General features: G+C 50.0%; 20 protein-coding genes. 8 read left to right on the top strand and 12 right to left on the bottom strand.

What is annotated here, in order from left to right; translation table 11 throughout:
• Positions 1–26: 26 nt before the first annotated feature.
• From BUQ91_RS04750 to BUQ91_RS04705, 10 genes are all read right to left on the bottom strand, one after another.
• Positions 27–449, bottom strand: a complete 423-nt coding sequence (locus BUQ91_RS04750) for a PTS sugar transporter subunit IIA (protein WP_072828976.1) — start codon at positions 447–449, stop codon at positions 27–29.
• On the bottom strand, positions 449–1,471 hold the full coding sequence (locus tag BUQ91_RS04745; RefSeq protein ID WP_072828978.1) for an aminoglycoside phosphotransferase family protein: 1,023 nt from the start codon (positions 1,469–1,471) through the stop codon (positions 449–451). The genes BUQ91_RS04750 and BUQ91_RS04745 overlap by 1 nt, the downstream gene beginning before the upstream one ends.
• A gap of 182 nt (positions 1,472–1,653) precedes the next feature.
• Positions 1,654–2,109, bottom strand: a complete 456-nt coding sequence (locus BUQ91_RS04740) for a V-type ATP synthase subunit K (protein ID WP_074208334.1) — start codon at positions 2,107–2,109, stop codon at positions 1,654–1,656.
• Between the two features lie 18 nt (positions 2,110–2,127).
• Positions 2,128–2,586 carry a V-type ATP synthase subunit K gene (locus BUQ91_RS04735; protein ID WP_083579764.1) on the bottom strand — a complete coding sequence of 153 codons (459 nt, stop codon included), beginning with the start codon at positions 2,584–2,586 and terminating at the stop codon, positions 2,128–2,130.
• A 39-nt stretch (positions 2,587–2,625) separates the two neighbouring features.
• The gene (locus BUQ91_RS04730) at positions 2,626–4,557 is read right to left on the bottom strand and encodes a V-type ATP synthase subunit I (protein WP_074208333.1); all 1,932 of its coding nucleotides are present in this window, start codon (positions 4,555–4,557) and stop codon (positions 2,626–2,628) included.
• Positions 4,554–5,186 (bottom strand): V-type ATP synthase subunit D, encoded by a 633-nt coding sequence (locus BUQ91_RS04725; protein WP_072828987.1) that lies wholly within the window; start codon positions 5,184–5,186, stop codon positions 4,554–4,556. Before BUQ91_RS04725 ends, BUQ91_RS04730 begins: the two co-directional genes overlap by 4 nt.
• 1 nt (position 5,187) lies before the next feature.
• The gene (locus BUQ91_RS04720) at positions 5,188–6,489 is read right to left on the bottom strand and encodes a V-type ATP synthase subunit B (RefSeq protein WP_074208332.1); all 1,302 of its coding nucleotides are present in this window, start codon (positions 6,487–6,489) and stop codon (positions 5,188–5,190) included.
• The gene (locus BUQ91_RS04715; RefSeq protein ID WP_074208331.1) at positions 6,482–8,239 is read right to left on the bottom strand and encodes a V-type ATP synthase subunit A; all 1,758 of its coding nucleotides are present in this window, start codon (positions 8,237–8,239) and stop codon (positions 6,482–6,484) included. The genes BUQ91_RS04720 and BUQ91_RS04715 overlap by 8 nt, the downstream gene beginning before the upstream one ends.
• Positions 8,240–8,256: 17 nt before the next feature.
• Positions 8,257–8,793, bottom strand: coding sequence for a hypothetical protein (locus BUQ91_RS04710; protein ID WP_072828995.1), 537 nt, complete (start codon positions 8,791–8,793; stop codon positions 8,257–8,259).
• A 9-nt stretch (positions 8,794–8,802) separates the two neighbouring features.
• Entirely contained in the window at positions 8,803–9,405 is a 603-nt protein-coding gene (locus tag BUQ91_RS04705; RefSeq protein WP_072828999.1) for an ATPase, read from the bottom strand.
• 253 nt (positions 9,406–9,658) lie between these two features.
• Between BUQ91_RS04705 and BUQ91_RS04700 the strand changes: the two genes are divergently transcribed.
• Both BUQ91_RS04700 and aspS read left to right on the top strand, forming a co-directional pair.
• The gene (locus tag BUQ91_RS04700) at positions 9,659–10,243 is read left to right on the top strand and encodes a hypothetical protein (RefSeq protein ID WP_074208330.1); all 585 of its coding nucleotides are present in this window, start codon (positions 9,659–9,661) and stop codon (positions 10,241–10,243) included.
• Positions 10,244–10,348: 105 nt separating this feature from the next.
• Positions 10,349–12,142 carry an aspartate--tRNA ligase gene (aspS, locus tag BUQ91_RS04695; RefSeq protein ID WP_074208329.1) on the top strand — a complete coding sequence of 598 codons (1,794 nt, stop codon included), beginning with the start codon at positions 10,349–10,351 and terminating at the stop codon, positions 12,140–12,142.
• A 211-nt stretch (positions 12,143–12,353) separates the two neighbouring features.
• Here the strand turns inward: aspS and BUQ91_RS15650 are convergent, their stop codons facing one another.
• Together BUQ91_RS15650 and BUQ91_RS04690 are read right to left on the bottom strand one after the other, a co-directional pair.
• A complete protein-coding gene (locus BUQ91_RS15650; RefSeq protein WP_175545427.1) occupies positions 12,354–12,527 on the bottom strand; it encodes a hypothetical protein in 174 nt (57 codons plus the stop codon).
• A gap of 9 nt (positions 12,528–12,536) precedes the next feature.
• Positions 12,537–14,177, bottom strand: a complete 1,641-nt coding sequence (locus BUQ91_RS04690; protein ID WP_074208926.1) for an acetolactate synthase large subunit — start codon at positions 14,175–14,177, stop codon at positions 12,537–12,539.
• Positions 14,178–14,447: 270 nt separating this feature from the next.
• Between BUQ91_RS04690 and BUQ91_RS04685 the strand changes: the two genes are divergently transcribed.
• From BUQ91_RS04685 to BUQ91_RS04660, 6 genes are all read left to right on the top strand, one after another.
• Entirely contained in the window at positions 14,448–16,856 is a 2,409-nt protein-coding gene (locus tag BUQ91_RS04685; RefSeq protein WP_254842246.1) for a circularly permuted type 2 ATP-grasp protein, read from the top strand.
• Position 16,857: 1 nt separating this feature from the next.
• On the top strand, positions 16,858–17,736 hold the full coding sequence (locus BUQ91_RS04680) for a transglutaminase family protein (RefSeq protein WP_074208328.1): 879 nt from the start codon (positions 16,858–16,860) through the stop codon (positions 17,734–17,736).
• Between the two features lie 119 nt (positions 17,737–17,855).
• The gene (locus BUQ91_RS04675) at positions 17,856–19,349 is read left to right on the top strand and encodes a circularly permuted type 2 ATP-grasp protein (protein WP_074208327.1); all 1,494 of its coding nucleotides are present in this window, start codon (positions 17,856–17,858) and stop codon (positions 19,347–19,349) included.
• Between the two features lie 24 nt (positions 19,350–19,373).
• Complete coding sequence (locus BUQ91_RS04670) at positions 19,374–20,303, top strand: alpha-E domain-containing protein (protein ID WP_074208326.1); 930 nt, start codon at positions 19,374–19,376, stop codon at positions 20,301–20,303.
• A gap of 73 nt (positions 20,304–20,376) precedes the next feature.
• A complete protein-coding gene (locus BUQ91_RS04665) occupies positions 20,377–20,904 on the top strand; it encodes a hypothetical protein (protein ID WP_074208924.1) in 528 nt (175 codons plus the stop codon).
• A gap of 48 nt (positions 20,905–20,952) precedes the next feature.
• Positions 20,953–21,789: a class I SAM-dependent methyltransferase gene (locus tag BUQ91_RS04660; RefSeq protein WP_074208325.1), complete on the top strand. Its 837-nt coding sequence runs from the start codon at positions 20,953–20,955 to the stop codon at positions 21,787–21,789.
• Positions 21,790–21,901 lie beyond the last annotated feature (112 nt).

Raw genomic sequence — 21,901 nt, 5'->3', positions numbered from 1 at the left:
GCCCGCCTTGAGCGGGCATCTCCATCTTAAAACATTTTTTTCAACATTTCCTCGTCAGTTGCGGCGAGGACTTTTTCTTTCCACTCGGGATTCAACAGAAGCTTTGCCACATTTGCAATCGCAACCGTATGCGCCATTGCTGATTCCGCAGGTGAAAGGAGCACGCACATAAACTGCGCAAGTTCTTCATTACGAGTTTTAATTCCCGTAATGCCTTCTTTCGCAACGACAAAAGCCATTAGCGGCCCCTGCAAACCAGAAACGCGTGTATGCGGGAGCAACAGCCCCTGCCCCATATAAATGCCCTGAGCAACACGCTCCGAAAGGCCCTTCCAAGTCGACATGGCGTCAAACTTATAAGGACCATTCACAAGAGCGTCGTAAGCGTAACCCAGAGCTCGGTTGAATTCAACCGGCTGTGCGTAAATACGCGTATATATCGGAGCCATTACTGCAAGGCCCAATCCATGAACTTGAACACTTCAGGGTCAGTAGCCTTGGCAATCTGCTTGAATTCGCCAAACAGCACACGGAGCTGAGCCTTGCCCGGTTCAATGTACTGTTCGAACTTATCAATCTTCTTCACCTTCGAGAGGAAGCAATAAGCACCAAGAGCCTGCATCAAGCGCTGCAAGCTAGCATGCACAAAGCCTTCCCAAGCATCGTCCTTCGTATAAATTCGAGTTCCGCGATACAGGCCGCGCCAATATTCAAAGAAATCCTTGATCATCGGAAGCGGAAGGCTAACATACGGATCCCACAAGAGCGATGCGATATCATAGAACATGGAACCGCGGCGAGCACCTTGGAAATCAACGAAAGCCACTTCGGAATTCGGGCGAATCATGATATTCTGGCTCTGAAAATCGCGGTGCATCAAGACCTTCGTCTGAGCTTCAACAGAAACCGCCACCAACGAATAGAAGTTTCGCACCGACTCCGGAATCTCTTCGATTCCCTTGTAGAGCTTTAGATAATTTTCAGTAAAGTAATCAGTTTCCCACTTAAGAGCCGCAAAATCAAAGCGACGCAGCCAAATTTCAGTATGGTGGCTGAACAGCTGATGGCTTGCATTTTGCCACTGGATAAGTGCATCAATCACTTCCGGATACAAAATGCGGACACTCCCCGAAAGCACATTGCTCCCGTTCGGGTACGCTTCGTCCAAAAGGCTACGTTTGCCCAAATCTTCTTGCAATACTTGGCATGTCGCTTCATCGACACAATAAACGCGCGGAACCGGCAAACCATATTCCCTGAAAGTCTTGGAATATTCGACAAAATGCTTGAAATCGTCATTAACCTCGGCACTAACCTGCAAGACACTCTTACGTTCGCCATCGGCAATACGGAAATAACGCCTTCCAGAACCGGCACCGGCAATGGGAGTCACAGAAAAATTTTCAGTATAACCATGAGTCAAAAGGTACTCATGAATACTCGGAGAAATTTGAATAGAATCGTTTTGCATGCTTTTAATATACTTAAAGAAATATGAAAATGACAAATAAAATTAGTGATTTTGTGCGCCTTTTAACAACAAAAAAAGACTGCCGTTAAGCAGTCTTTTTGTTTTAGAACGTTCAAGTAGATTGCTTCGCTGTGCTCGCAATGACGTTGCCGTGCACTTCCTACAACCTACTCGTAACCAGGCTACGACACAAGCATCATCGAGAACACCATGACGAACAGCGCGACGGTTTCGCCCACGCCGAGCACCATGAGGTAGTTCACGAGACCCTTGCCTGTTTCGCCAAGAGCGTTGCAAGCGTCAGCAGCGGACTTGCCCACGTACCAAGCGCTAGCCATCATGCCGATGCCACCGAAGATGCCTACGCCAAGGTAAGCAGCCCAGTTGCCCGGAGCAGCCTGCGACTTGTTCAAGATGAACATCATCAGGAGCATGCCGTAAATCGTCTGCGCAATCGGAGCGCCCACGAAAATGAGCAGCGTAAATAGCGCGTTTTTACCCTTGAGATACGCCTTTTTCCAAGCTCCGATGGCCGCCATGCCGGCAGTCCCGCAGCCCAGCGCAGAACCCACGGCAGCAAGGCCAAGAGCCGCCACCGCACCGAGTTTTGCGAGCGTCAGAAATTGTGTTTGATCCATACGTGCTACCTCACTGGATTAATGAAGCACCATCATGGAGAACACGAGCACGAACAAAGCGACGGTTTCGACGATACCGAGAACCATCAAGTAGTTCACCATGCCCTTGCCGGTTTCACCGAGAGCATCGCAAGCCACAGCAGCAGACTTGCCCTGGTACCAAGCAGAAGCCATCATGCCGAGGCCACCGAAGATACCAGCACCGAGGCAACCGCCCCAGTTCGTAAAGTCACTTGCCTTTGCAGCATCCAAGATAAAGTTCATAAGAAGCATGCCGTAAATCGTCTGGGAAATCGGGGCACCAACGAACACGAGGAGTGTAAAGAGAGCAGACTTACCCTGAGCGTAAGCCTTCTTCCACATCGTGATAGCAGACATACCAGCCGTTCCGCAACCAAGGGCAGAGCCCATAGCCGCAATGCCAAGCGCAGCTGCAGCACCCATTTTAGCGAGAGTCACCATTGTATTCGGTTCCATTATATTATCCTCATTAAGTAGCGGGATTTAACCCTTGGTTTAATTTTTTTGCTTGGCGAAAGGAGTAAAGGCAAAGCCACTCCACTCAAGGCCAAGTCCATTTGAAAATTCGAGTGTGTTAAGACGTACGGCATGCACTGCAACGCCCATCACGGCAAGAGCAATGTTCAGACCATGAACGCCCAAAAGAACTAGAGCTGCACCGGCAACACCCACGGCAGAGCCAAACAGCGGCGAAAGCATGTCATTGAACGCTTCTGCGATTGCGGCACCAGACATACCCACAGCAAACAGACGGATATAGCTGATGACATCGGTGAAGCTGTTCACGATGTCGAGCACGAGCATCGGAATGCTGATGAAGTCCTGTTTGAGGCGGCTAGGCGGCACCGTAAAGAGCACGAGAAGCACGACTTCCACGATGAACATCGGGATGACGAACTTCGGCATGTCAATTCCAAGCACCATGTTGCATGCAAGGAAGAACATGACCCAAGCGCCCATGAGCCAGCCCACCTGCGCCATGAACGTCGAAGACTTGCGCTTGAGGCGCACAACGACATTCCACGCATGAGCGATACTCAAATGCACAACGGCAATGCAGAAGCAGAACAGCTGGATATGCTGCATCTGGGATGCCCCTGCCACCTTCGGCACAAAGCTAGCGGGCAAGAACGTAAACGTCTCGCAGAACTGTTTGTATGCTTCAAAGCGCGTCGGATCCGTCGGAGCAGAGCTGCGAATCCAGTAAAGCACATTGCGCACGCCTTCCGGTAAAAAGTTATAGTTAGCGATATCGAGGTAGTAGCTCCACCCTGCAAGTTCCGGAGTCAGTCCGAGGAAGTTTGCATTGATGGCGCCCCAGATGATAGTCGCCCAGCTCATCAAATACACAAAGTGGAATCCGGCACTACTTGCCTTCGGCATTTTCGTGCGAGCAAAAATAGCAATACCGAGGAACAACAGGCCGTACGCCATATCGCCCACAATCATCGCAAAGAAAATGCTAAAGAAGCAGAGGAACACAGAGCTCACGTCAACTTCATTGTAGCCAGGCGCAATGCCAATGATGTCATAGAGGCACTGCATCGGGCGCGAAAGCTTGTTGTAGCCGAGAAGTGTCGGGATGTTGTCTTCGTCCGTCGGGTCTTCAACGCGGATGCCCCAGCCGTTCGCCTTTGCGGCGGCCTTGATTTCGGCAATACGCGGCTCCGGGCAGAACCCTTGGAGGGCTGCGATTTCCTTATTCTGGAGCATGCTTGCAGAAGCTTCAACGAGATTGTAACGGTCCGTCACTTCCAAAAGGCGCGATTCAAGTTCGTCCTTCACAGAAGCAAGCTGAGCAAAACGTTCATCGACAGCCGAAATCGTCGTCTTAGCTTCTTCTTCAATCTGTCGATATTCTTCGAGAGACTTGAGAGGCATCGCAATTTCGGTAAACGAACCCGTCACCTTGGCAGGTGCATCGCCCTTATTGATTACTGCAATATATGAGCCATTCTCATCCTTGGCAAAGACATGCTTGTAAGCACATTCGCCATCGACTTCAAAAGGATCTTTCGAAGTATCAGCAAGATAGAGGCGCACAAAAATGCCCTTTTCAGCAAGTTCCTTCACGGTTCTTGGATCAAGGTTTTCAAATGCACCGAGCTTTGCAAGTTCTTCTCCGGCCTGTTCCAGCTGAATTTCGGCATTTTTCTTTTCCGAAATAAGCGACTGGATTTCTTCGACAAGCGTTACACCACTTGCGCCTTTTTCCGCAGGCGTTACACCTTTACGGAGTTTGTCAGGAACAACTTCCATTGCCTTCTGCACGCGAGCTACAGCACCCTTCGCCCCGTTCACAGAAACACCAACAGCGTTCTGGAGCGGAGTCAAATGGATAATCTCCATTTCGCGCAGAGCCTTAAGAGTTTCTTCCTTATGGCTTGCAAGCGTAAGAATGGTCACCTTCTTCATAGGAGTAATCATGCGGCAACCTCCTTACTCTGGGCATCAAGCGCAAGCGCCTTAGCCGTAGCCTTGCCCTTGGCAAGCTTACTACGGGCCACACCGCTTGTCTGCTGGTCACCCAAGAAAATATTGATTTTACGGATGTTATCCTTAGACTCGGGAATCTTGACCTTTTCGAACAGGTTCACGCGCTGGCTTGTGGTACGGAGTTCCTTGGAAAGAAGTTCGTACTGTTTTTCGAGCACGCGGCGTTCCAAGCGCAAGGAAATGAGACCTTGCAAGCTACGGATACCATCGTCGAGCCACACCGGAGTCGTAAAGAAATCCGGAATGTTCACGTTGAACTCAACGCCGCTAAACGTCGGGATGCGCACACCGGCGATGTTACCTTCGCCCTGTTCGACGCTCTTCACCGAGAGATACTTATCCCACTCAATGGGTTCGGCAAAAAGCGAAATCCACGAAGCCATGCTCTTGCGGAGCTTATCCTCTTCTTCGCGTTTCGCCATCACCTTCTCCTGGAGCGTACGCATTTCCATCTGCAACTGTTGCTTCTTCAAAAGCAACGTCGGCAGATAGCGCTGGAAGCGCTTCAACGCGTCACGTTCCGCCTTGAGGGCGTTTTTAGTTAACTTGACCTTAGCCATATTACCACTTCTTCGGCCAGTATTCGTTGATCATCTTGGTCGGGATACCGGTTTCTTCAGGAGTGAAGCAGTCGGCAAGAATTTCCCAGCCAAGGTCCAAAGCCTTTTCTAGAGGGATGTTCACGGAAAGGTCCATCATTTCCTTTTCGAAGCGCACACCGTACTTCAAGAGTTTCTGGTCCCAGTTACTCATGTTGAAGCCCATGGACTGCTTTTCCAAGGTTTCCTTGTAGCTTGCGTACAACTGAATCATGGTGTTCATGATGGTACGATGGTCGCTACGAGTCTTACCGTTCACCTGCTGCTTCAAGCGGCTCAAAGAACCGAACGGTTCGATACGGCCCTTGCGCAAGTAGAACTGACCTTCGGTAATATAACCGGTGTTGTCCGGAACCGGGTGCGTCACGTCGTCGCCCGGCATGGTGGTCACAGCCAAAATCGTGATAGAACCAGCATCGCTAAAGTCCACAGCCTTTTCGTAACGGCTTGCGAGCTGAGAGTAAAGGTCGCCAGGATAACCACGGTTAGACGGAATCTGTTCCATCGTAATAGCGATTTCCTTCATGGCGTCGGCAAAGTTCGTCATGTCCGTGAGGAGCACAAGCACGTTCTTGCCTTCGGTTGCAAACTTTTCAGCAACAGCCAAAGATGCATCCGGAACGAGCAAGCATTCCACAATCGGGTCAGATGCGGTATGCATGAACATCACCGTACGGGAAAGAGCACCGTTCTTTTCGAGGTAATCCTTGAGGTAGAGGTAGTCATCGTGCTTGAGGCCCATGCCACCGAGAATAATCACGTCGACTTCAGCCTGCAAGGCGATACGTGCCAAAAGTTCGTTGTAGGGTTCACCTGCAATCGAGAAAATCGGGAGCTTCTGCGAAACCACGAGCGTGTTGAACACGTCAATCATCGGGATACCCGTACGCACCATCGTCTTCGGGATGATACGTCTTGCCGGGTTCACAGACGGGCCGCCAATCGTAATACGTTCGCCATCGACTTCCGGACCGTTATCACGCGGCTTTCCTGCACCGTTAAACACGCGGCCAAGCAAGGCTTCACTGTACGGAACCTTCATCGGTTCGCCAAGGAATCGCACTTCGGAATCAGTAGAAATACCACGAGCACCAGCGAACACCTGCAAGTCCACGAGGTCACCGTCGATGCGGATAACACGAGCAAGGGATGTACCGAAAGAACTTGTAACCTGAGCGAGTTCCTGGTTAGCAACGCCTTCGGCTCTCAAAGTAATCACAGAACCGGCAATGCGTTCAATACGATGGTAAGCAACATTATGCATTGAGAGAAACCTCCTTCACGGAAGCAAAGATACTGGATTCGAGATCCTTGAATTCCTGGCTGTCAAATGCCACGCGGTTCCAGTCCTTGGTAGCCTGCGTAAGCTTGAGGAAGAACGTACGAGCAACATCCTTTTCGGCAAATGTCATCGGAGTCTTAAGGATGGTATAAATTCTATCGAACACGTACTTCTGACGATCTGCAGAGCAAGCGGCGTCGATTTCATTATAAGCGTCCTGCTGCAGATAAACTGCATCCAAGTATTCGGATTTCAAATAAACAATAAAGTCTTCGATGGAAGTACCTTCTTCGCCCACAACCTTCATCATGTTGTTCACATCCACGCCGTTTGCGAGAATGGTGCGAGCTTCGGCCACTTTCTTCGAATCGATAATGCCTTCGTACTTAGACCAAGAATCAAGCGGATGGATAGCCGGGAAGCGGCGTTGGTCAGAACGTTCACGGCTAAGGCCGAGGAATGCGCCCACCACCTTAAGGGTTGCCTGGGTCACCGGTTCTTCGAAGTTACCACCTGCCGGAGAAACGGAACCGCAAATCGTTACAGAACCGGTCGAACCGTCCTTGAGACGGACAACGCCACCACGTTCGTAGAACGATGCAATCACAGATTCTAGGTAAGCCGGGAATGCTTCTTCGCCCGGAATTTCTTCCAAACGGCCACTCATTTCACGCAGAGCCTGAGCCCAACGAGAAGTAGAGTCAGCAAGCAAGAGCACGTTGAGGCCCATCTGACGGTAGTATTCAGCAAGCGTCACGCCGGTATAAACGGAAGCTTCACGAGCAGCCACCGGCATCGAAGAAGTATTACAAATGATAAGCGTACGTTCCATCAAGGACTTGCCCGTACGCGGGTCAATCAATTCCGGGAATTCGCGAAGGGTTTCCACCACTTCACCAGCACGTTCACCGCAAGCGGCCAAAATCACGATGTCCACGTCGGCATAACGGCTCATGAGCTGCTGGAGCACGGTCTTACCGGCACCGAATGGACCCGGCGTACAGAACGTACCGCCCTGCATCACAGGGAAGAACGTATCGATAATGCGCTGCTGCATGGTAAGCGGCTTGGACGGGCGGAGGCGTTCTTCATAAGCCTTGATAGGCATCTTCACCGGCCAGGTCTGCACCATCGTCACGTCAACAGATTCGCCCTTATCGTTTTTGAGCTTGGCAACCACATCTTCGACAACACGGTCACCAGCCGGAGTGATATAATCAACAGTCCACTTGCCAAGGAGCTTGAACGGCACCATGATGCGGTGTGCAAAAACACCTTCGGGAACCGTACCGATAGTATCACCGGCAACAACCACATCGCCCACTTTAGCGACTGGCGTAAAAGCCCACTTGGTATCGCGCGGGAGAGCCTTCAAGTACTTACCGCGCTGCAAGAAAAAGCCACATTCGTCAGCTAGCTTCGGCAGCGGGTTCTGAAGACCGTCAAACACTTGAGTGAGGAGGCCTGGGCCAAGTTCAACAGAAAGAAGTTCTCCGGTAAATTCGACTTCGTCGCCAGCCTTGAGGCCAGTCGTATCTTCGAATACCTGGAGTTCAGCGTAATCACCACGAATACGAATCACTTCGCTCTTGAGAGGAATGATTTCAGCCTTACCTTCATTGTTCTTCGAAACAAGCTTTGCATAAGCCACTTCGTTCTGGGAAACGGCGCTTTCGAACTTTACACGAATCAAGTTTCCGTTGACGCCGGTTATTTTTCCGATACTAGCCATTGAAAATGGACCTCCAATCATTCCTGCTTAAACGCAGGATCGTTAGCATTAATAACATTGATGACGGCTTTGTCGCCCGCAATTTCGTTCAAGCGAGCCCAACGCTCACAAATTCTAAGCTTGATAGCGTAGGCATAAACATGCTTGACTGTCCCCTCGCCCACACCGGCAAGGGAATCAACGAGCCAGAAACGGGCGCGGTCGATATCCTGTTCCTTTTCCATCGGACTGGCCTTCATGAACGCGTCCTGGATCATTTTTGCAAAGGTGACGTCATAACCAGAAAAAGAGCGTTCCGCAAAACGCACTTCAGGGCCCCACGCCTGAGCGCGGAGCCTTCCGGAAACGTTTCTCATCTGGGTTTCACGGGACTGATATTCCCGAACAAATTCATCATCGCACTCCTCGCCCGCTAAGAGAGCGTCGAGCGCTTCGAGTTCTGGGGCATCCAGCACACCTTCGCAACGGCCACGGAACTCGGCCATGCTAAGGGGCGGAACGTCGCCCAGTTCAAGCATCGGAAGCGATGCCATCAAATATGCTGGACTGCTCATTGGACCGCCTTATTTGCCCTGGGCGGCCTTGTTTACAATCTTAGAAAGTTGCGGTCTGAGCAAAGCAGAAAGGGATTCAGCCATTGCAGCTTCGGTGAATTCGTGGCTGACCTTGCCGCCATCGAGCTTAACGCGGAAGCCAAACTTGACGCCCTTATCGCTTTCGACCTTTACACCAGCCTTGAGCTGTTTTGCAAATTCACCCATGACAAAGCTAGAAAGAGCCTTGGCATCGGCTTCGGAAAAATCGATTTCGATATCGGAAGTGTAGCTCTTTGCCACCGTGAGAAGCATGTTCTTCACAGTCGATTCATCAAGAGATTTTTCAACTTGGAGATTGAGAAGATCAAGAATCATTTTTTCGAGATTCTTGCCTACCGAGAGGAGCAAATCGCGGGCGGACTGTTCCAAGGTACGTTCGCTACGTTCTGTAAATGCTTGAGCTTCCTTGTCGGCATTTTCGAGTTTAACTTTGGCTTCGTCTTCGGCGGCCCTGACAATTTCGGCGGCCTTGTCCTTTGCCTTAGAAATAATTTCATTTGCTGCGAGTTCTGCCTTTTCGACAGCATCCTTCTGGATGCGTTCCATAAGGGCTTGCAAATCTTCTGCCATTTAGTTCTCCAAATTGAGCAAAAACACCCCCAAATAGGGCATTTTCGTTAAACACAGAAAAGAATATACTAGCAAAAATTCGAAAAAGACAAGAAAATCGACAAAAAATTGCGAAAATATTGTTTACTTGCAAAATTGGAGGATAAAAAGACCAAAAGGAGCGACAAAAGGTGGAAAACGGCTCCAAAAAATGGAAAACGCTTTACAAAATTGGAAATAAAATCGTATCTTATATACTCCAAAAGGAATTTACATGCGCAAAGAAAAAAGCGAAGCAGAAAAGATTCAAGAAGCAAAAGAATGCTGCGAAAATTTCAAGAAAAACCCTGCTGGGCCCCTCATTTTATCCGTCATTTACATCGTAGCAATCGCCATTTTCATTAGGCCCGTATGGAACCACGTATACATCGATTTTCGTTTGATGAAAACTGCAGAAGCGGGCTTGTCTTCCATAATCGTAATATCCGCCATGTACCTGCTATTTAAGCAATGTTCCAATTTTTTCAAAGGAACCGAAGGCAAACACGACAAACAACATTTGCGCGCCACGGGCGTAACATTAGTCTGTGCCGGAATTATAGCCGCCATCATCTCAGGTTACACAACCGACAAATACGGCTGGATACAAGACGAGGCTTTGGCAGATCTTAACGTAAAAGAACTAAAGCAAGCTCCCATCAAATGCACGGGAGTAGACATCAATAGACACAATGGCAACGCGTATTACGGGATAGCCAAACTCTCGGACGGGACAACAAAGCCTACTGTAGTGTACTACTTGCGCGGGAAGTATCGCAGATACAGTGTTGAATATAAAATCGCAGCGAAGTTCATGTAAAGCGAAATTCAAACGTTATTCAATACTCAATATATTATTTGATGGTTGTTTTCCTATAAAAAATGCTATATTTTCGCCCGAAAAATTATCTTCAAGGATACAACCATGAAACGTACACATAACTGCGGCCAGCTTCGCAAGGAAGATGTTGGCCAGATCGTAACACTCGCCGGTTGGGTGGATCGCCGCCGTGACCATGGTGGTGTGATTTTCGTTGACCTCCGCGACAAGTATGGCAAGACCCAGATCGTTTTCAATCCGGATTACAATGCCGATGTTTTGAAGACTGCCGAACAGCTCCGTAACGAATACGTTATTTACGTGACTGGTAAGGTCTACGCCCGCGAAGAAGGCAACACGAACGAAAAGCTCGCTACGGGTGAAATCGAAGTCAAGGCTGACAAGCTCGAAATTTTGAACGCCGCCCTCACTTCTCCCTTGGCCATTAACGACCCGAACGAAGAATGCAAGGAAAACGACGACCTCCGCTTGCAGTACCGCTACCTGGACCTCCGCCGTCCGTGGATCCAGAAGAAGCTCCTCCTCAAGAGCCGCTTCCTCAAGGCCGTGTACGACTTCTTCTACGCCAACGGTTTTGAAAACATCGAAACCCCGTGCCTTTGCAAGTCCACTCCGGAAGGCGCACGTGACTACCTCGTGCCGTCCCGCGTGAACCCGGGCAAGTTCTACGCCCTTCCGCAGTCTCCGCAGCAGTACAAGCAGCTCTTGATGATTGCAGGCATGGACCGCTACTTCCAGATCGCCAAGTGCTTCCGCGACGAAGACCTCCGCGCTGACCGTCAGCCGGAATTCACGCAGATCGACGTTGAAATGTCCTTCGTCAACCAGGACGAAGTCATGGAAATGTTCGACAAGTTCGTGACTGAAGTTTTGGGCAAGGTTTGGAACTTCGAACCGCCGCGCCACATCCGCCGTATGAAGTGGGCAGAAGCTATGCTCAAGTACGGTTCCGATAAGCCGGACCTCCGCTTCGACCTCGAAATCCACGATGTGTCTGAAATCGGTGCAAAGTCCAACTTTGGCGTGTTCAAGAACTGCGTTGCCGCTGGTGGCAAGATCCGCGGTATCGCTGCTAAGGGTTGCGTTGACTTTACTCGTAAGCAGATCGACGAACTCACGGCTTACGTTGCCAAGTACGGTTCCAAGGGCCTCGTGTGGATGCGCGTCAAGGAAAATGACGAAGTTGAAACTCAGGTTGGCAAGTTCTTCACGACCGAACAACTTAACGAACTCCGCGACGCTGTTGGCGCTAAGTGCGGCGACATGATGTTCTTCATCGCAGGTCCGGAAAAGATTGCTGCTACGGCTATGGGTCAGCTCCGCTTGGAAGTCGCCCGTATCAAGGGTCTCCGCGATCCGAAGAAGCGTGAATTTGTGTGGATTACCGAATTCCCGATGTTCGAATACAGCGACACGGAAGGCCGTTACATGGCAATGCACCACCCGTTCACGAACCCGCTTCCGGAACACCTGGACATGATGCTCAGCGGCAACCTCAAGGATTGCAACGCCGAAGCTTATGACCTTGTTCTTAACGGCGTGGAAATCGGTGGTGGTTCTATCCGTATTCACAACCCGGAAGTTCAGGAAAAGGTGTTCCGCCTGCTCGGTCTCTCCGAAGAACAGGTGAAGACCAAGTTCGGATTCTTCGTCGATGCATTCAAGTACGGAGCTCCTCCGCACGGTGGTTTGGCTTTCGGTCTCGACCGCGTTGTTGCTACTATGGAAGGTGAAGAATCTATCCGTGACTACATCGCATTCCCGAAGAACACGAGCGCTTCTAGCCCGATGGACCAGTGCCCGAGTGAAGTGGACCTCCAGCAGCTGCAGGACATCCATATTTCCGTGCAGATGCCTAAGGGTAACGAGAAAAAGTAATTGAGGTTGTCATGCCCGATTTAATCGGGCATCTCCCTTTCACTAAAGCTTTTGAAAACGGCGGGTTTCGACCCGCCATTTTTGTATGAATGGAGATTCCCGCTCGGTGGCGGGAATGACACGTTCGCGAAAGTCGCGATATTTAAATTGGAAAAGAACCGTCGGTATTGCTACCGGCGGTTCTTTTTTATGTGGAGTGGAGGAGTCTTATTTATAAATTCTCTTTCTGCTGTTTATGTTCTTCAACATTACCGCAAGGTTTAAGATGGCGGTAAACGACGGGATGCCCTGAAATACTGTCGATAGATAGCAGGCGGGAGGATTCGGATACGGCTACACCGAATGATTCCGATTGCCCCGTGAATAGGCTATTGATGTATCCCATGTCGTTCTCCTATATGTTCAAGTTTTTCAAATATTGCGAGAGTTCCATGTTCGCAGAATAATCCACCGGACATTCGATTATGCTCGGTACATTCTGACGGAACGCCTCTCTCAACGTACGAGGCAAATCTTCGGTGCGTTCGATGCGGTAGCCCTTCAGATGCATGGATTCGGCGTACTTGACGTAATCCGGGTTCGTGAATTTCACTGCAAAACTATCGCCATAGCGTTCTTCCTGTTTCCACTTGATGAGGCCGTAACCACCATCGGTGAAGATAAGTGTCACGAACGGGATGTGTTCGCGGTAAGCCGTTTCAAGTTCCTGGCTGTTCATCATAAAGCCACCATCACCCGTTACAGCCAAGACTTTCTTCTTTGGATTCAGAAGTTTAGCCGCAATCGCCCCGGGCACAGCAATACCCATCGTGGCAAAGCCATTAGAGATAATGCAAGTATTCGGATGGTAACAATTGTACTGACGAGCAATCCACATCTTGTGTGCACCCACATCCGAAATCAAGATATCATCTTCATCCATGACCAAACGGATGTCATGCAACACCTTTTGCGGTGTCGGCGGGAAAGTCGTGTCATGATCGTAACGCGAATGATCGGCATTCATCATCTGGCGAATTTGCAAAGCCCATTCGGGTTCCCAAGTGTTAGGACAAACGCTGCTAAGAGCATCCAAGGATGCAGAAATATCACCAATGATTTCTTCGTCGGGCTGATAGAATTTGTTCACATGGTTCGGCGTTTCGTCAATGTGGATAATCATCTTGTCACCATTCGGGTTCCACTTGGCGGGCGCATATTCCACGACATCATACCCCACAGCAATCACGAGATCCGCTTGTTCCATGACGATGTTCGGAAAATCCCTTTGCGGCATTCCGATGCACCCCATGAAATACTTGTTATCGCAAGACACTACGCCTTTAGCCATCATGGTACACACCACGGGAATCTTCGAGGAACAAGCAAACGCGCTTAGCGCCTCAGAAGCATGGTTACGGACGGCGGAATGCCCCACAAGAATCACCGGATGCTTTGCCGTTGCAAATACACCACCCGCAGCAAGAATCGCATCGGTGCTTGCATACACCGTATTTTCGCGATGGTGCTTTAACGGCATTTGAGCCACCTCGCCTTCTACGTCCATTGCGGCAATATTGCAAGGCAAGTCAATGTGGCACGCACCAGGCTTTTCCATTTCAGCATACTTGAAAGCAATACGAACAATCTCGTTCACCGTATCCGGGCGAACAACCTGCTTACTGCGCTTGGTAATCGGCGTAAACATGTTCACCAAATCCAAATATTGATGGCTCGTCAAGTGCATACGCTCTGTACCCACCTGCCCCGTAATTGCAATCAGCGGAGCACCATCGGAGTTCGCATCGGCAACACCTGTAACAAGGTTTGTAGCGCCAGGGCCAAGAGTCGAAAGGCAGACGCCCGCCTTCCCCGTCAAACGGCCATAGACATCAGCCATAAAAGCGGCACCCTGTTCATGACGCACCGTAATAAACTTGATTGACGATTTTTTTATCGCTTCCATCAATTCCAAAGTTTCTTCACCAGGGATTCCAAAAATGTACTTGACGCCTTCACTTTCTAAGGACTTGATCAAAACTTCAGCAGTATTCATAATTTTAAATGTCTCCGCCAATGTTTTGCAAAAATCGTGCCAAAGAGTATTTTTAACGTAAAAAAGCCAAATTTTGAAAGAAATATGGCTCTGGAGAGCATTTTTAGGGCGATTTTGGGGTTTTGGCAAATACAAAACCATCAATTATACAAATAATGGAATGCACTTTTACATAACAATTTCTGTAATATCCACAAGAAATGTAATAGATAGATTATAAAAACACGCGTTTTAAGCCTATATAAGCCTTGGCACATTTTTTGCGACTAAATGAACATGGAATGTGTAGAGACAGAAGATACTTTTATCAAATCCATTTCGGCATTATCGAAAGTGGAGTTCGAGCACCGCTGCAGGCGTTTGCATAACGTTCTTGACGAGAACGATCTTTCGTCGAGTATGGGAGGCAACCACAAGGGCACAGACCCCATCCCTCTCGTGATTACGGCCGAAGAATGGAAAACGCTAGAAGCGGGTGTGGCGCAAAGGGCTAGGCTTTTTAACGCACTCGCAAAAGACATTTATGGCGAACAAAGTCTTTGGAAAAAAGGCAAGTTGCCCGCCGCGCTATTGTTTGCGAACCCGGATTTTTTGCAGGTTGTATGGAAAGTGCACCCGGTTGGCGATGTTTTTGTGAACTTGACATCCACCGATGTGGCAAGGCTCAAAGACGGAAATTTCGTGGCGGTATCGGACCATTTGCAAGTACCCGATGGCTTGGGACGTGCGCTAGAGAACCGCATTGGCGTGAGCCGTGCATTCCCAGAACTTTTCCGCAGCATGCAAACGGAACGGTTAGCAGGATTTTTCAAGAAGCTGATGGATGGCCTAGACGCCATGCACAAGAACATAGGAGGTGAAGGTGAAACCAGCAAGGTGGTACTTTTGGCATCGAGTCCGGACAATCCGCGTCGCGCAGAAGACGCAGTAATTGCCCGTTACCTGGGAATCCCGCTTGTCGAAAACGATGACCTCGCGATTCGCAACATGCAGGTGTACATGAAAACGCTTATGGGCCTCAAGAAGATTGGGACCATATTCCGCCGAGTGGAAGACGGTATGTGCGACCCGCTGGAACTACGAATTGACAGTGGCGAAGGGGCCGTGGGCTTAATCAGTTCCGTCCGCGCAGGGAATGTCGCGATAGCGAACTTTCTCGGGACAGGTGTTTTGGAAACGCCCGTGTTCAAGCCGTTTTTGCCGGAGATTTGCCGCGAGCTTTTGGGCGAAGAACTGCTATTGCGCGATGTAGAAACGCTTTGGCTTGGGAACGCAGCCGATGCAGAACGCGTGTTGGCGGAACCAGAAAAATGGATTTTCAAGAAAGCTTTCCGCGACGAAGGAAGTTTCAAGGAGGCTGAACCCAAGACTTACGCGACCATGACAACAACAGCACAGCTTGCGTTGTTGCAAGCGGTCGAAAATGCGCCCGAGCAATGGGTGGCAGAAAGATCGATGGAGGTTTCGACCGTTTACGCATACCATGGGGATTTTACTCCGGAGCCTTCGCTAATGCGGTTCTTTGCTGTCAACACGGCAAAGGAAACATCGGTGATGCCAGGCGGCCTCGGGATTTTGGACAACGGACTTGGAGAAAAAGACATTTGGGTGCTTTCGGAAAATCCTGTGGCGAACTTTTCTTTGCTCGCTCCAGCAAGTCAGGCGATTACGCCGTCGAGAGCTGGAGGCGATTTGCCTAGCCGTGCGGCCGAGAACCTGTTCCGGCTGGGGCGAGCATTGTCGGCTTCGAACATGATGGCGCGTATCGCAAGAGGTATCGCGGTGAGGCTTTCGGACGAATCCTGGATGGACATGCCGGAACTGCCGTGGATACTGAAGGCCGGGCTTACTGATGAAACGCAGTCGAGGCTTGCGCAAGATCCCGAAAACGCACTCCGTTACTTTATTTTGCGCAAGGACAACAAGAACGGCATGCAATGCGTGCTGACGGAAATTCGAGAACTCGGCATGCAGTTGCGCGACCGCATTTCGGAGGATTTATGGCTTTATCTGAACGGTTTTGGCATTGCAGAAGTACCGGCAGGAACAGGTGCGGCAGCGCTGTTGCCCTACCTAAAGGAGGTCCTGTCGGACAGCGCTGCGGTGGCCGGGCTTGCAGCAGATTCCATGACGCGCGGCCACGAATGGCGCTTTTTGGAACTCGGTCGTGAAATCGAGTGCGCCATCCGCACCTTGCTACTGGTCAAAAGTCTGCTGTACACAGCCCCTACCGACGAGATGACGAACTTGCGCTTATTGCAAGCGGTGCTTGAAATCGGCGACGGACTCATGACATACCACCGCCGCTATGGAGGCCGTTTGCAAGTTGTCCCCGTCATCGATTTGCTATTGTCGGACGAATCCAACCCGCGAAGCGTCGCCTACCAGGTGGCAAAATTGCGGAAAGCCGCAAAGCACTTGCCCGGCAACGACCAGAGCGAAGCGACATTCTCGCCGCTCGACCGTGAACTGATGCGCGTACTCGCTGAACTCCGCCTCGCGAACATTGAACAACTTGCAGAAACAGTTGATAACAAAAGGGAGAACCTCATAAAACTTGTAGAGACACAGATAAACTCCATTGAACGGATTGCCGAAATCGTAAACAGACTCTACTTAAGCCACGCCCCTCGCGCAGGAGTTTTCCACGCGACAACCACGGATGTGTCGGAGGTTTAAGATGCCCATTTATCAAGTTGACCACGAGACCGTTTATGATTACCGCCTCCCCGTTCTTTACAGCAACCACCTCGCCCACATGCTCCCGCGAACAGTCAGTCGACAGAACTGGCTCAGCCACAGCATCGAAGTGGAACCCAACCCGACAATTCAGCAAGAACGCATCGACATTTTCGGGAACAGGGTGTTGGCATTCAGCATCGAGCAGGAACACACGCACTTTAGATTCAAGACGACCGGCATTGTAGATGTTCAGGGAGAAGAACCGCCTAAACAAGGTGAAACGATGAAATGGGAAGATGTCGCAAAACTTTTGGAACGCCCGACAAGCGACGAGACGCTAGACGCCGCGATGTACGCCTATGCCTCTCCTTTCGCGAAGTTTGACGAATCGGTCCGCAATTACGCGCTCGAAAGCTTTGAGCAAGGTCGCCCCATTTTTGACGCCGCCTACGAGCTGATGACGCGAATCTACACGGATTGCAAGTACACACCGGGAGCGACGAGAATCGGGGCGCAACCGCAGGAAATCTTACGCGGGCGAAAAGGCGTCTGCCAGGACTTTGCACACCTGATGATCGGCTGTCTACGTTCACTGCATTTGCCATGCCGTTATGTGAGCGGCTACCTCCGCACGCACCCTTGCGAAGGGCAGCCCAAGCTTGTCGGGGCCGACGCGACCCACGCCTGGGTCAGCACTTACATTCCCAGCCACGGCTGGGTAGAACTGGACCCCACCAACAATGTGCTTGGAGGTAACGAGCACATTATACTCGCCTGGGGTAGAGACTTCGGGGACGTGAGCCCGTTAAAGGGCGTCATCACCGGAGGTGGCGAGCACACCTTGAAAGCGTCCGTAAACGTGGACATAAAGGAATAAGTGAGACTACAAGAAACAATGGATCCTATCGCCTTCGGCTCCAGGATGACGGCTTCGAGGATGACTGGACGGGGTGACTGCAAGGAAACATTTAACATAAAAGCATAAGGAAACAAAACATGCGATTTGGAAATTACGACACCGAAGGCTTTTACGATGAGCTTTGCTTACCGGATGGGACACCCCGCCCGGCCGCAGAGCCGTTGTTTACGAAAATCAACGAGCTTCCCGAAGGAGAACTGCAACGCCGCCAAACCATTGCAGAATCCGCATTTTACGATAACGGAATTACATTCGCGGTTTACGGCAACAAGGACGGTAAGGACAAAATCATCCCCTTTGACGTTATCCCGCGTATTGTAAGCGCAGCCGACTGGAAGCACCTCGAAGCGGGCCTCAAACAGCGTACAGAAGCGCTGAACTGCTTTTTGACGGACATCTACAACGATCGCAAGATTTTGCGAGACAAGGTCGTCCCTGAAAGCCTCATCAACACCTGCACCGCTTACAGAGCGCAGATGGAAGGCTTTGTGCCGCCCAAGGGAATCTGGGCGCACATTACAGGCACAGACCTTGTGCGCGATACCGACGGCACATTCTACGTACTTGAAGACAACATGCGTTGCCCGAGTGGAGTCTCGTACGTGTTGCAGAACCGCCAGATTCTCAAGAGAACATTCCCGCAGGTATTCTCCAACTGTTCCATTCGCCCCGTAGACGAATATTGCACTCGTCTGCGCCACGCGCTGGAATACTTGGCAGATTCTACAGCATCGCCTAAGGTCGTGGTGTTGACTCCCGGCATCTACAACTCGGCTTACTACGAACATTCCTATTTGGCCCAGCAGATGGGCGTGGACCTCGTGACCGGAGACGACCTCGTCGTGCAGGACAAGAAGGTCTATGCACGTACGACACGCGGCCTCAAGCAGGTTCACGTGATTTACCGCCGTGTCGATGATGAATTCTTGGATCCGAAGGTTTTCCGCCCGGATTCTTGCCTCGGCGTGCCCGGACTGATTGAAGCATACAAGGCTGGTAACGTAGCGCTTGCGAATGCGCCCGGTTGCGGCGTCGCTGACGACAAGGCGATTTACACCTATGTGCCGCAGATTATCAAGTACTATCTCGGCGAAGAGGCGATCATCCCGAACGTGCCGACATTTGTCTGCGAGAACCCGAAGCACATGCAGCATGTGTTGGACCACATCGAAAACATGGTCGTTAAGGCCGCCAGCGAATCCGGTGGCTACGGCATGCTCGTCGGTCCCAAATCTACCAAGGAGGAATGCGAAGCGTTCAAGAGCAAGATTATCGCGAACCCGCGTAACTACATTGCGCAGCCCATGATTTCGCTCAGCCGCGTGCCATGCATTGTCGACGGCGGTTTCGAAGGTCGCCATGTGGATTTGCGCCCCTACATTGTGCAAGGGCGAGAGACTTACATCCTCCCTGGCGGCCTCACTCGTGTGGCGCTCCGCAAGGGTTCCATCGTGGTGAACAGTTCACAGGGCGGCGGATGCAAGGACACTTGGGTCATTGCCGAAAACGAAAAGGCTCCGGAACTCGGACAAGCTAAACTCTGGATGGAACAACAACAGCAACAACAATAGGAATTTAGAAGTAGGAAGTACAATATGTTAAGTAGAGTCGCAAATTCCATTTATTGGCTTGCCCGCTATATTGAACGTGCCGAGAACGTTGCGCGAAGCATCGATGTGAACCTCCAGCTGCAACTAGACTTGCCCGGTGAAGAACGCCCTTGGGAACCGGTGATTCAAATTGCCGGCAATGCCGATGACTTCTTCAAAAAATACGCGCATGTTTCCATTGAAAACGCGCTCATGTTCCTGACGTTCGACAAGGAAAATCCGAACAGCATCATTTCGTGCGTCGGGGCCGCCCGTGAAAACGCCCGCTGCGTCCGCGAAAGAATTTCTTCGGAACTGTGGATTGCCATCAACCAGTTTTACTTGAAACTAAACGACCCCGAAATGCCTAAAGAAGCATTGGCTGGTCCGCACGCCTTTTACAACAGCGTCAAGGAATTCAGCCAGCTCACCGCAGGCATTATTCAGGGGACGATGAACCACGATGTCGCCTGGAACTTCACGCATCTCGGCACATTGCTCGAACGCGCCGACCAGACTTCGCGCATTCTGGATGTCAAGTACTACATCTTGCTCCCGGACGTGAGCATGGTGGGCATGGCGCTCGATACGGTGCAGTGGAACGCCGTTCTCAAGAGCGTCGGTGCGTACGAAATGTTCCACCGCCGCAATTCGAATGTGACACCGCACAACGTCGCGGAATTTCTCCTGCTCTCCGAAGACTTTCCGCGTTCCTTGCGCTACTGCCTTGAAAAAGCGGAGCAGTGCCTTAAGAACATCGCCTACCCAGTCAAAAGCAAGGCGGAATCCATCCGCCTTTTGGGAAAGCTGCGTTCCGACATCGCCTTTACCACTATCGAAGAAATTATCGATCAGGGGCTTCACGAACATATCGAAAAAGTCCAGATTCGTCTAAACGAACTCGGCAATCAAATTTGGAAAGATTTCTTTTGTTAAAAATTTCCATTTTCACTCAGTAAAAGTCACAATGGCGGGTTTAGGCCCGCCATTTCTTTTGTATATTACATACATGGCGTTTTCTAAGGAATATCTCAAAGATTACGAACGCAAGATTCGTGAGCTCCCTGTCGAGGAGCTCCACGATATTTTAAGCCAAATTCGCGATCATGCATTTCAGGCAGATGATTCTCCAGAACGGATCCGAATTGTCGAAAAACGCATAATCGAACTCACCGGCAACAAAGATGACATTTTGCCATTGCCACAGTATACACAAAGTCTCAATGAAAAATATCAAAACAGAATGACGCCAGGCTCTATTGTATTTAAAGTCATTGGCATAACCTTAATCTTTGCGGGCTTCTGCTTTTTCGATAATCAGACAAAGCAATACACATCTTTTAACTTTATTATAAGCGGACTAGGATTTTTAACATTTGTAATAGGCTGTACATTTGATGGCCAAATAAGACTGTGCTTAAAAGAATTTACCGTCATCAGAACAAGAAAAGATCACCCAAAAGAATTTAAACGCATTACAGGCATTCTTGACTTTATCGGCTTTGGGCTCATAATTTACGGTCTTTTTGCTTTTTAAATTTCTATTTTTGCAAAGCGAACTATCGACTCGCTTTTTGGAGCTTTTATGAAAACTTGCAGAATTTGTGGCGAAACATCCGAAGCAAAATCTTACTTTGCAAAGGAAATGATGTATTTAAACGCAGGTCGTTTTGAATACTTTGAATGCCCGCACTGCAAGTGTTTGCAAATCGATAGCGTTCCCGAAAACTTGAGCGAATACTACGGCCCCAATTATTACAGCTACAACAAACCCGCCGACACGGTCACCCGCGCAAAGACGCAGTACAACAAGCGCGTACTCGACGTGGGTTGTGGCGCAGGCGCATTGCTCTGCAGCATGGCGGCAACATCAGGAATCGAGAGCCTCACCGGTTGCGATCCGTTTATCGAGAACGACATCTCGTACGAAAACGGAGTTCAAATTTTCAAGAAGACAGTCCACGAAATGACGGGCGAATACGACGTCATCATGCTCAACGATTCGTTCGAGCACATGACCGATCCGCACGAAACCATGGACAGCCTCAAGCGCCTTTTGGCAAATGACGGAACCATCAAGATGACTCTCCCCATCTACCCCAATATTGCGTTTGAAAAATACAAAGAGAACTGGTACCAGCTCGACGCTCCCCGCCATATCTTTTTGCACTCCATCAACAGCTTAAAACTTCTCGCAAACCAGCATGGTTTCAAGATTGTGCAGATGATTTTCGACTCCAACAATTCCGCCATTTTGAGGAGTTATTTGTACACCAAGGGGATCACATTCTGGAAACAGGACCCGAAAGAAATATTCAAATATTTCACCAAAAGCGAAATCATCGATATCGATAAAAAAATGGCCGAGGCAAATAAAAAAGGCTACGGCGACCACGCCACAGTCTTCTTCATGCACAAGTAAAAATTTCTGCAAACATTGTATTATCACATTTTTGAAAGTGTTCCGTAAGCACGGAACATTTTTTTGTGCTATTTCGTATCAACCGATTTAACAAACATCACTATTTTCACAA

The sequence above is a fragment of the Fibrobacter sp. UWB11 genome (genome assembly GCF_900143015.1).
In the GTDB taxonomy this organism is placed as follows: Bacteria; Fibrobacterota; Fibrobacteria; order Fibrobacterales; family Fibrobacteraceae; genus Fibrobacter.
The sequence above is the reverse complement of the archived record's forward strand: the minus strand, read 5'-3'. Positions and strand labels throughout refer to the sequence as shown.

Coding starts and splice junctions, on each gene's coding strand:
- BUQ91_RS04700 (WP_074208330.1), top strand. CDS start 9,659: ATGCGCAAAGAAAAAAGCGAAGCAGAAAAGATTCAAGAAGCAAAAGAA.
- BUQ91_RS04690 (WP_074208926.1), bottom strand. CDS start 14,177: ATGAATACTGCTGAAGTTTTGATCAAGTCCTTAGAAAGTGAAGGCGTC.
- BUQ91_RS04680 (WP_074208328.1), top strand. CDS start 16,858: ATGCCCATTTATCAAGTTGACCACGAGACCGTTTATGATTACCGCCTC.
- BUQ91_RS04715 (WP_074208331.1), bottom strand. CDS start 8,239: ATGGCTAGTATCGGAAAAATAACCGGCGTCAACGGAAACTTGATTCGT.
- BUQ91_RS15650 (WP_175545427.1), bottom strand. CDS start 12,527: ATGGGATACATCAATAGCCTATTCACGGGGCAATCGGAATCATTCGGT.
- BUQ91_RS04705 (WP_072828999.1), bottom strand. CDS start 9,405: ATGGCAGAAGATTTGCAAGCCCTTATGGAACGCATCCAGAAGGATGCT.
- BUQ91_RS04665 (WP_074208924.1), top strand. CDS start 20,377: ATGGCGTTTTCTAAGGAATATCTCAAAGATTACGAACGCAAGATTCGT.
- BUQ91_RS04740 (WP_074208334.1), bottom strand. CDS start 2,109: ATGGATCAAACACAATTTCTGACGCTCGCAAAACTCGGTGCGGTGGCG.
- BUQ91_RS04720 (WP_074208332.1), bottom strand. CDS start 6,489: ATGCATAATGTTGCTTACCATCGTATTGAACGCATTGCCGGTTCTGTG.
- BUQ91_RS04735 (WP_083579764.1), bottom strand. CDS start 2,586: ATGGAACCGAATACAATGGTGACTCTCGCTAAAATGGGTGCTGCAGCT.
- BUQ91_RS04670 (WP_074208326.1), top strand. CDS start 19,374: ATGTTAAGTAGAGTCGCAAATTCCATTTATTGGCTTGCCCGCTATATT.
- aspS (WP_074208329.1), top strand. CDS start 10,349: ATGAAACGTACACATAACTGCGGCCAGCTTCGCAAGGAAGATGTTGGC.
- BUQ91_RS04710 (WP_072828995.1), bottom strand. CDS start 8,793: ATGAGCAGTCCAGCATATTTGATGGCATCGCTTCCGATGCTTGAACTG.
- BUQ91_RS04660 (WP_074208325.1), top strand. CDS start 20,953: ATGAAAACTTGCAGAATTTGTGGCGAAACATCCGAAGCAAAATCTTAC.
- BUQ91_RS04730 (WP_074208333.1), bottom strand. CDS start 4,557: ATGATTACTCCTATGAAGAAGGTGACCATTCTTACGCTTGCAAGCCAT.
- BUQ91_RS04685 (WP_254842246.1), top strand. CDS start 14,448: ATGAACATGGAATGTGTAGAGACAGAAGATACTTTTATCAAATCCATT.
- BUQ91_RS04745 (WP_072828978.1), bottom strand. CDS start 1,471: ATGCAAAACGATTCTATTCAAATTTCTCCGAGTATTCATGAGTACCTT.
- BUQ91_RS04725 (WP_072828987.1), bottom strand. CDS start 5,186: ATGGCTAAGGTCAAGTTAACTAAAAACGCCCTCAAGGCGGAACGTGAC.
- BUQ91_RS04750 (WP_072828976.1), bottom strand. CDS start 449: ATGGCTCCGATATATACGCGTATTTACGCACAGCCGGTTGAATTCAAC.
- BUQ91_RS04675 (WP_074208327.1), top strand. CDS start 17,856: ATGCGATTTGGAAATTACGACACCGAAGGCTTTTACGATGAGCTTTGC.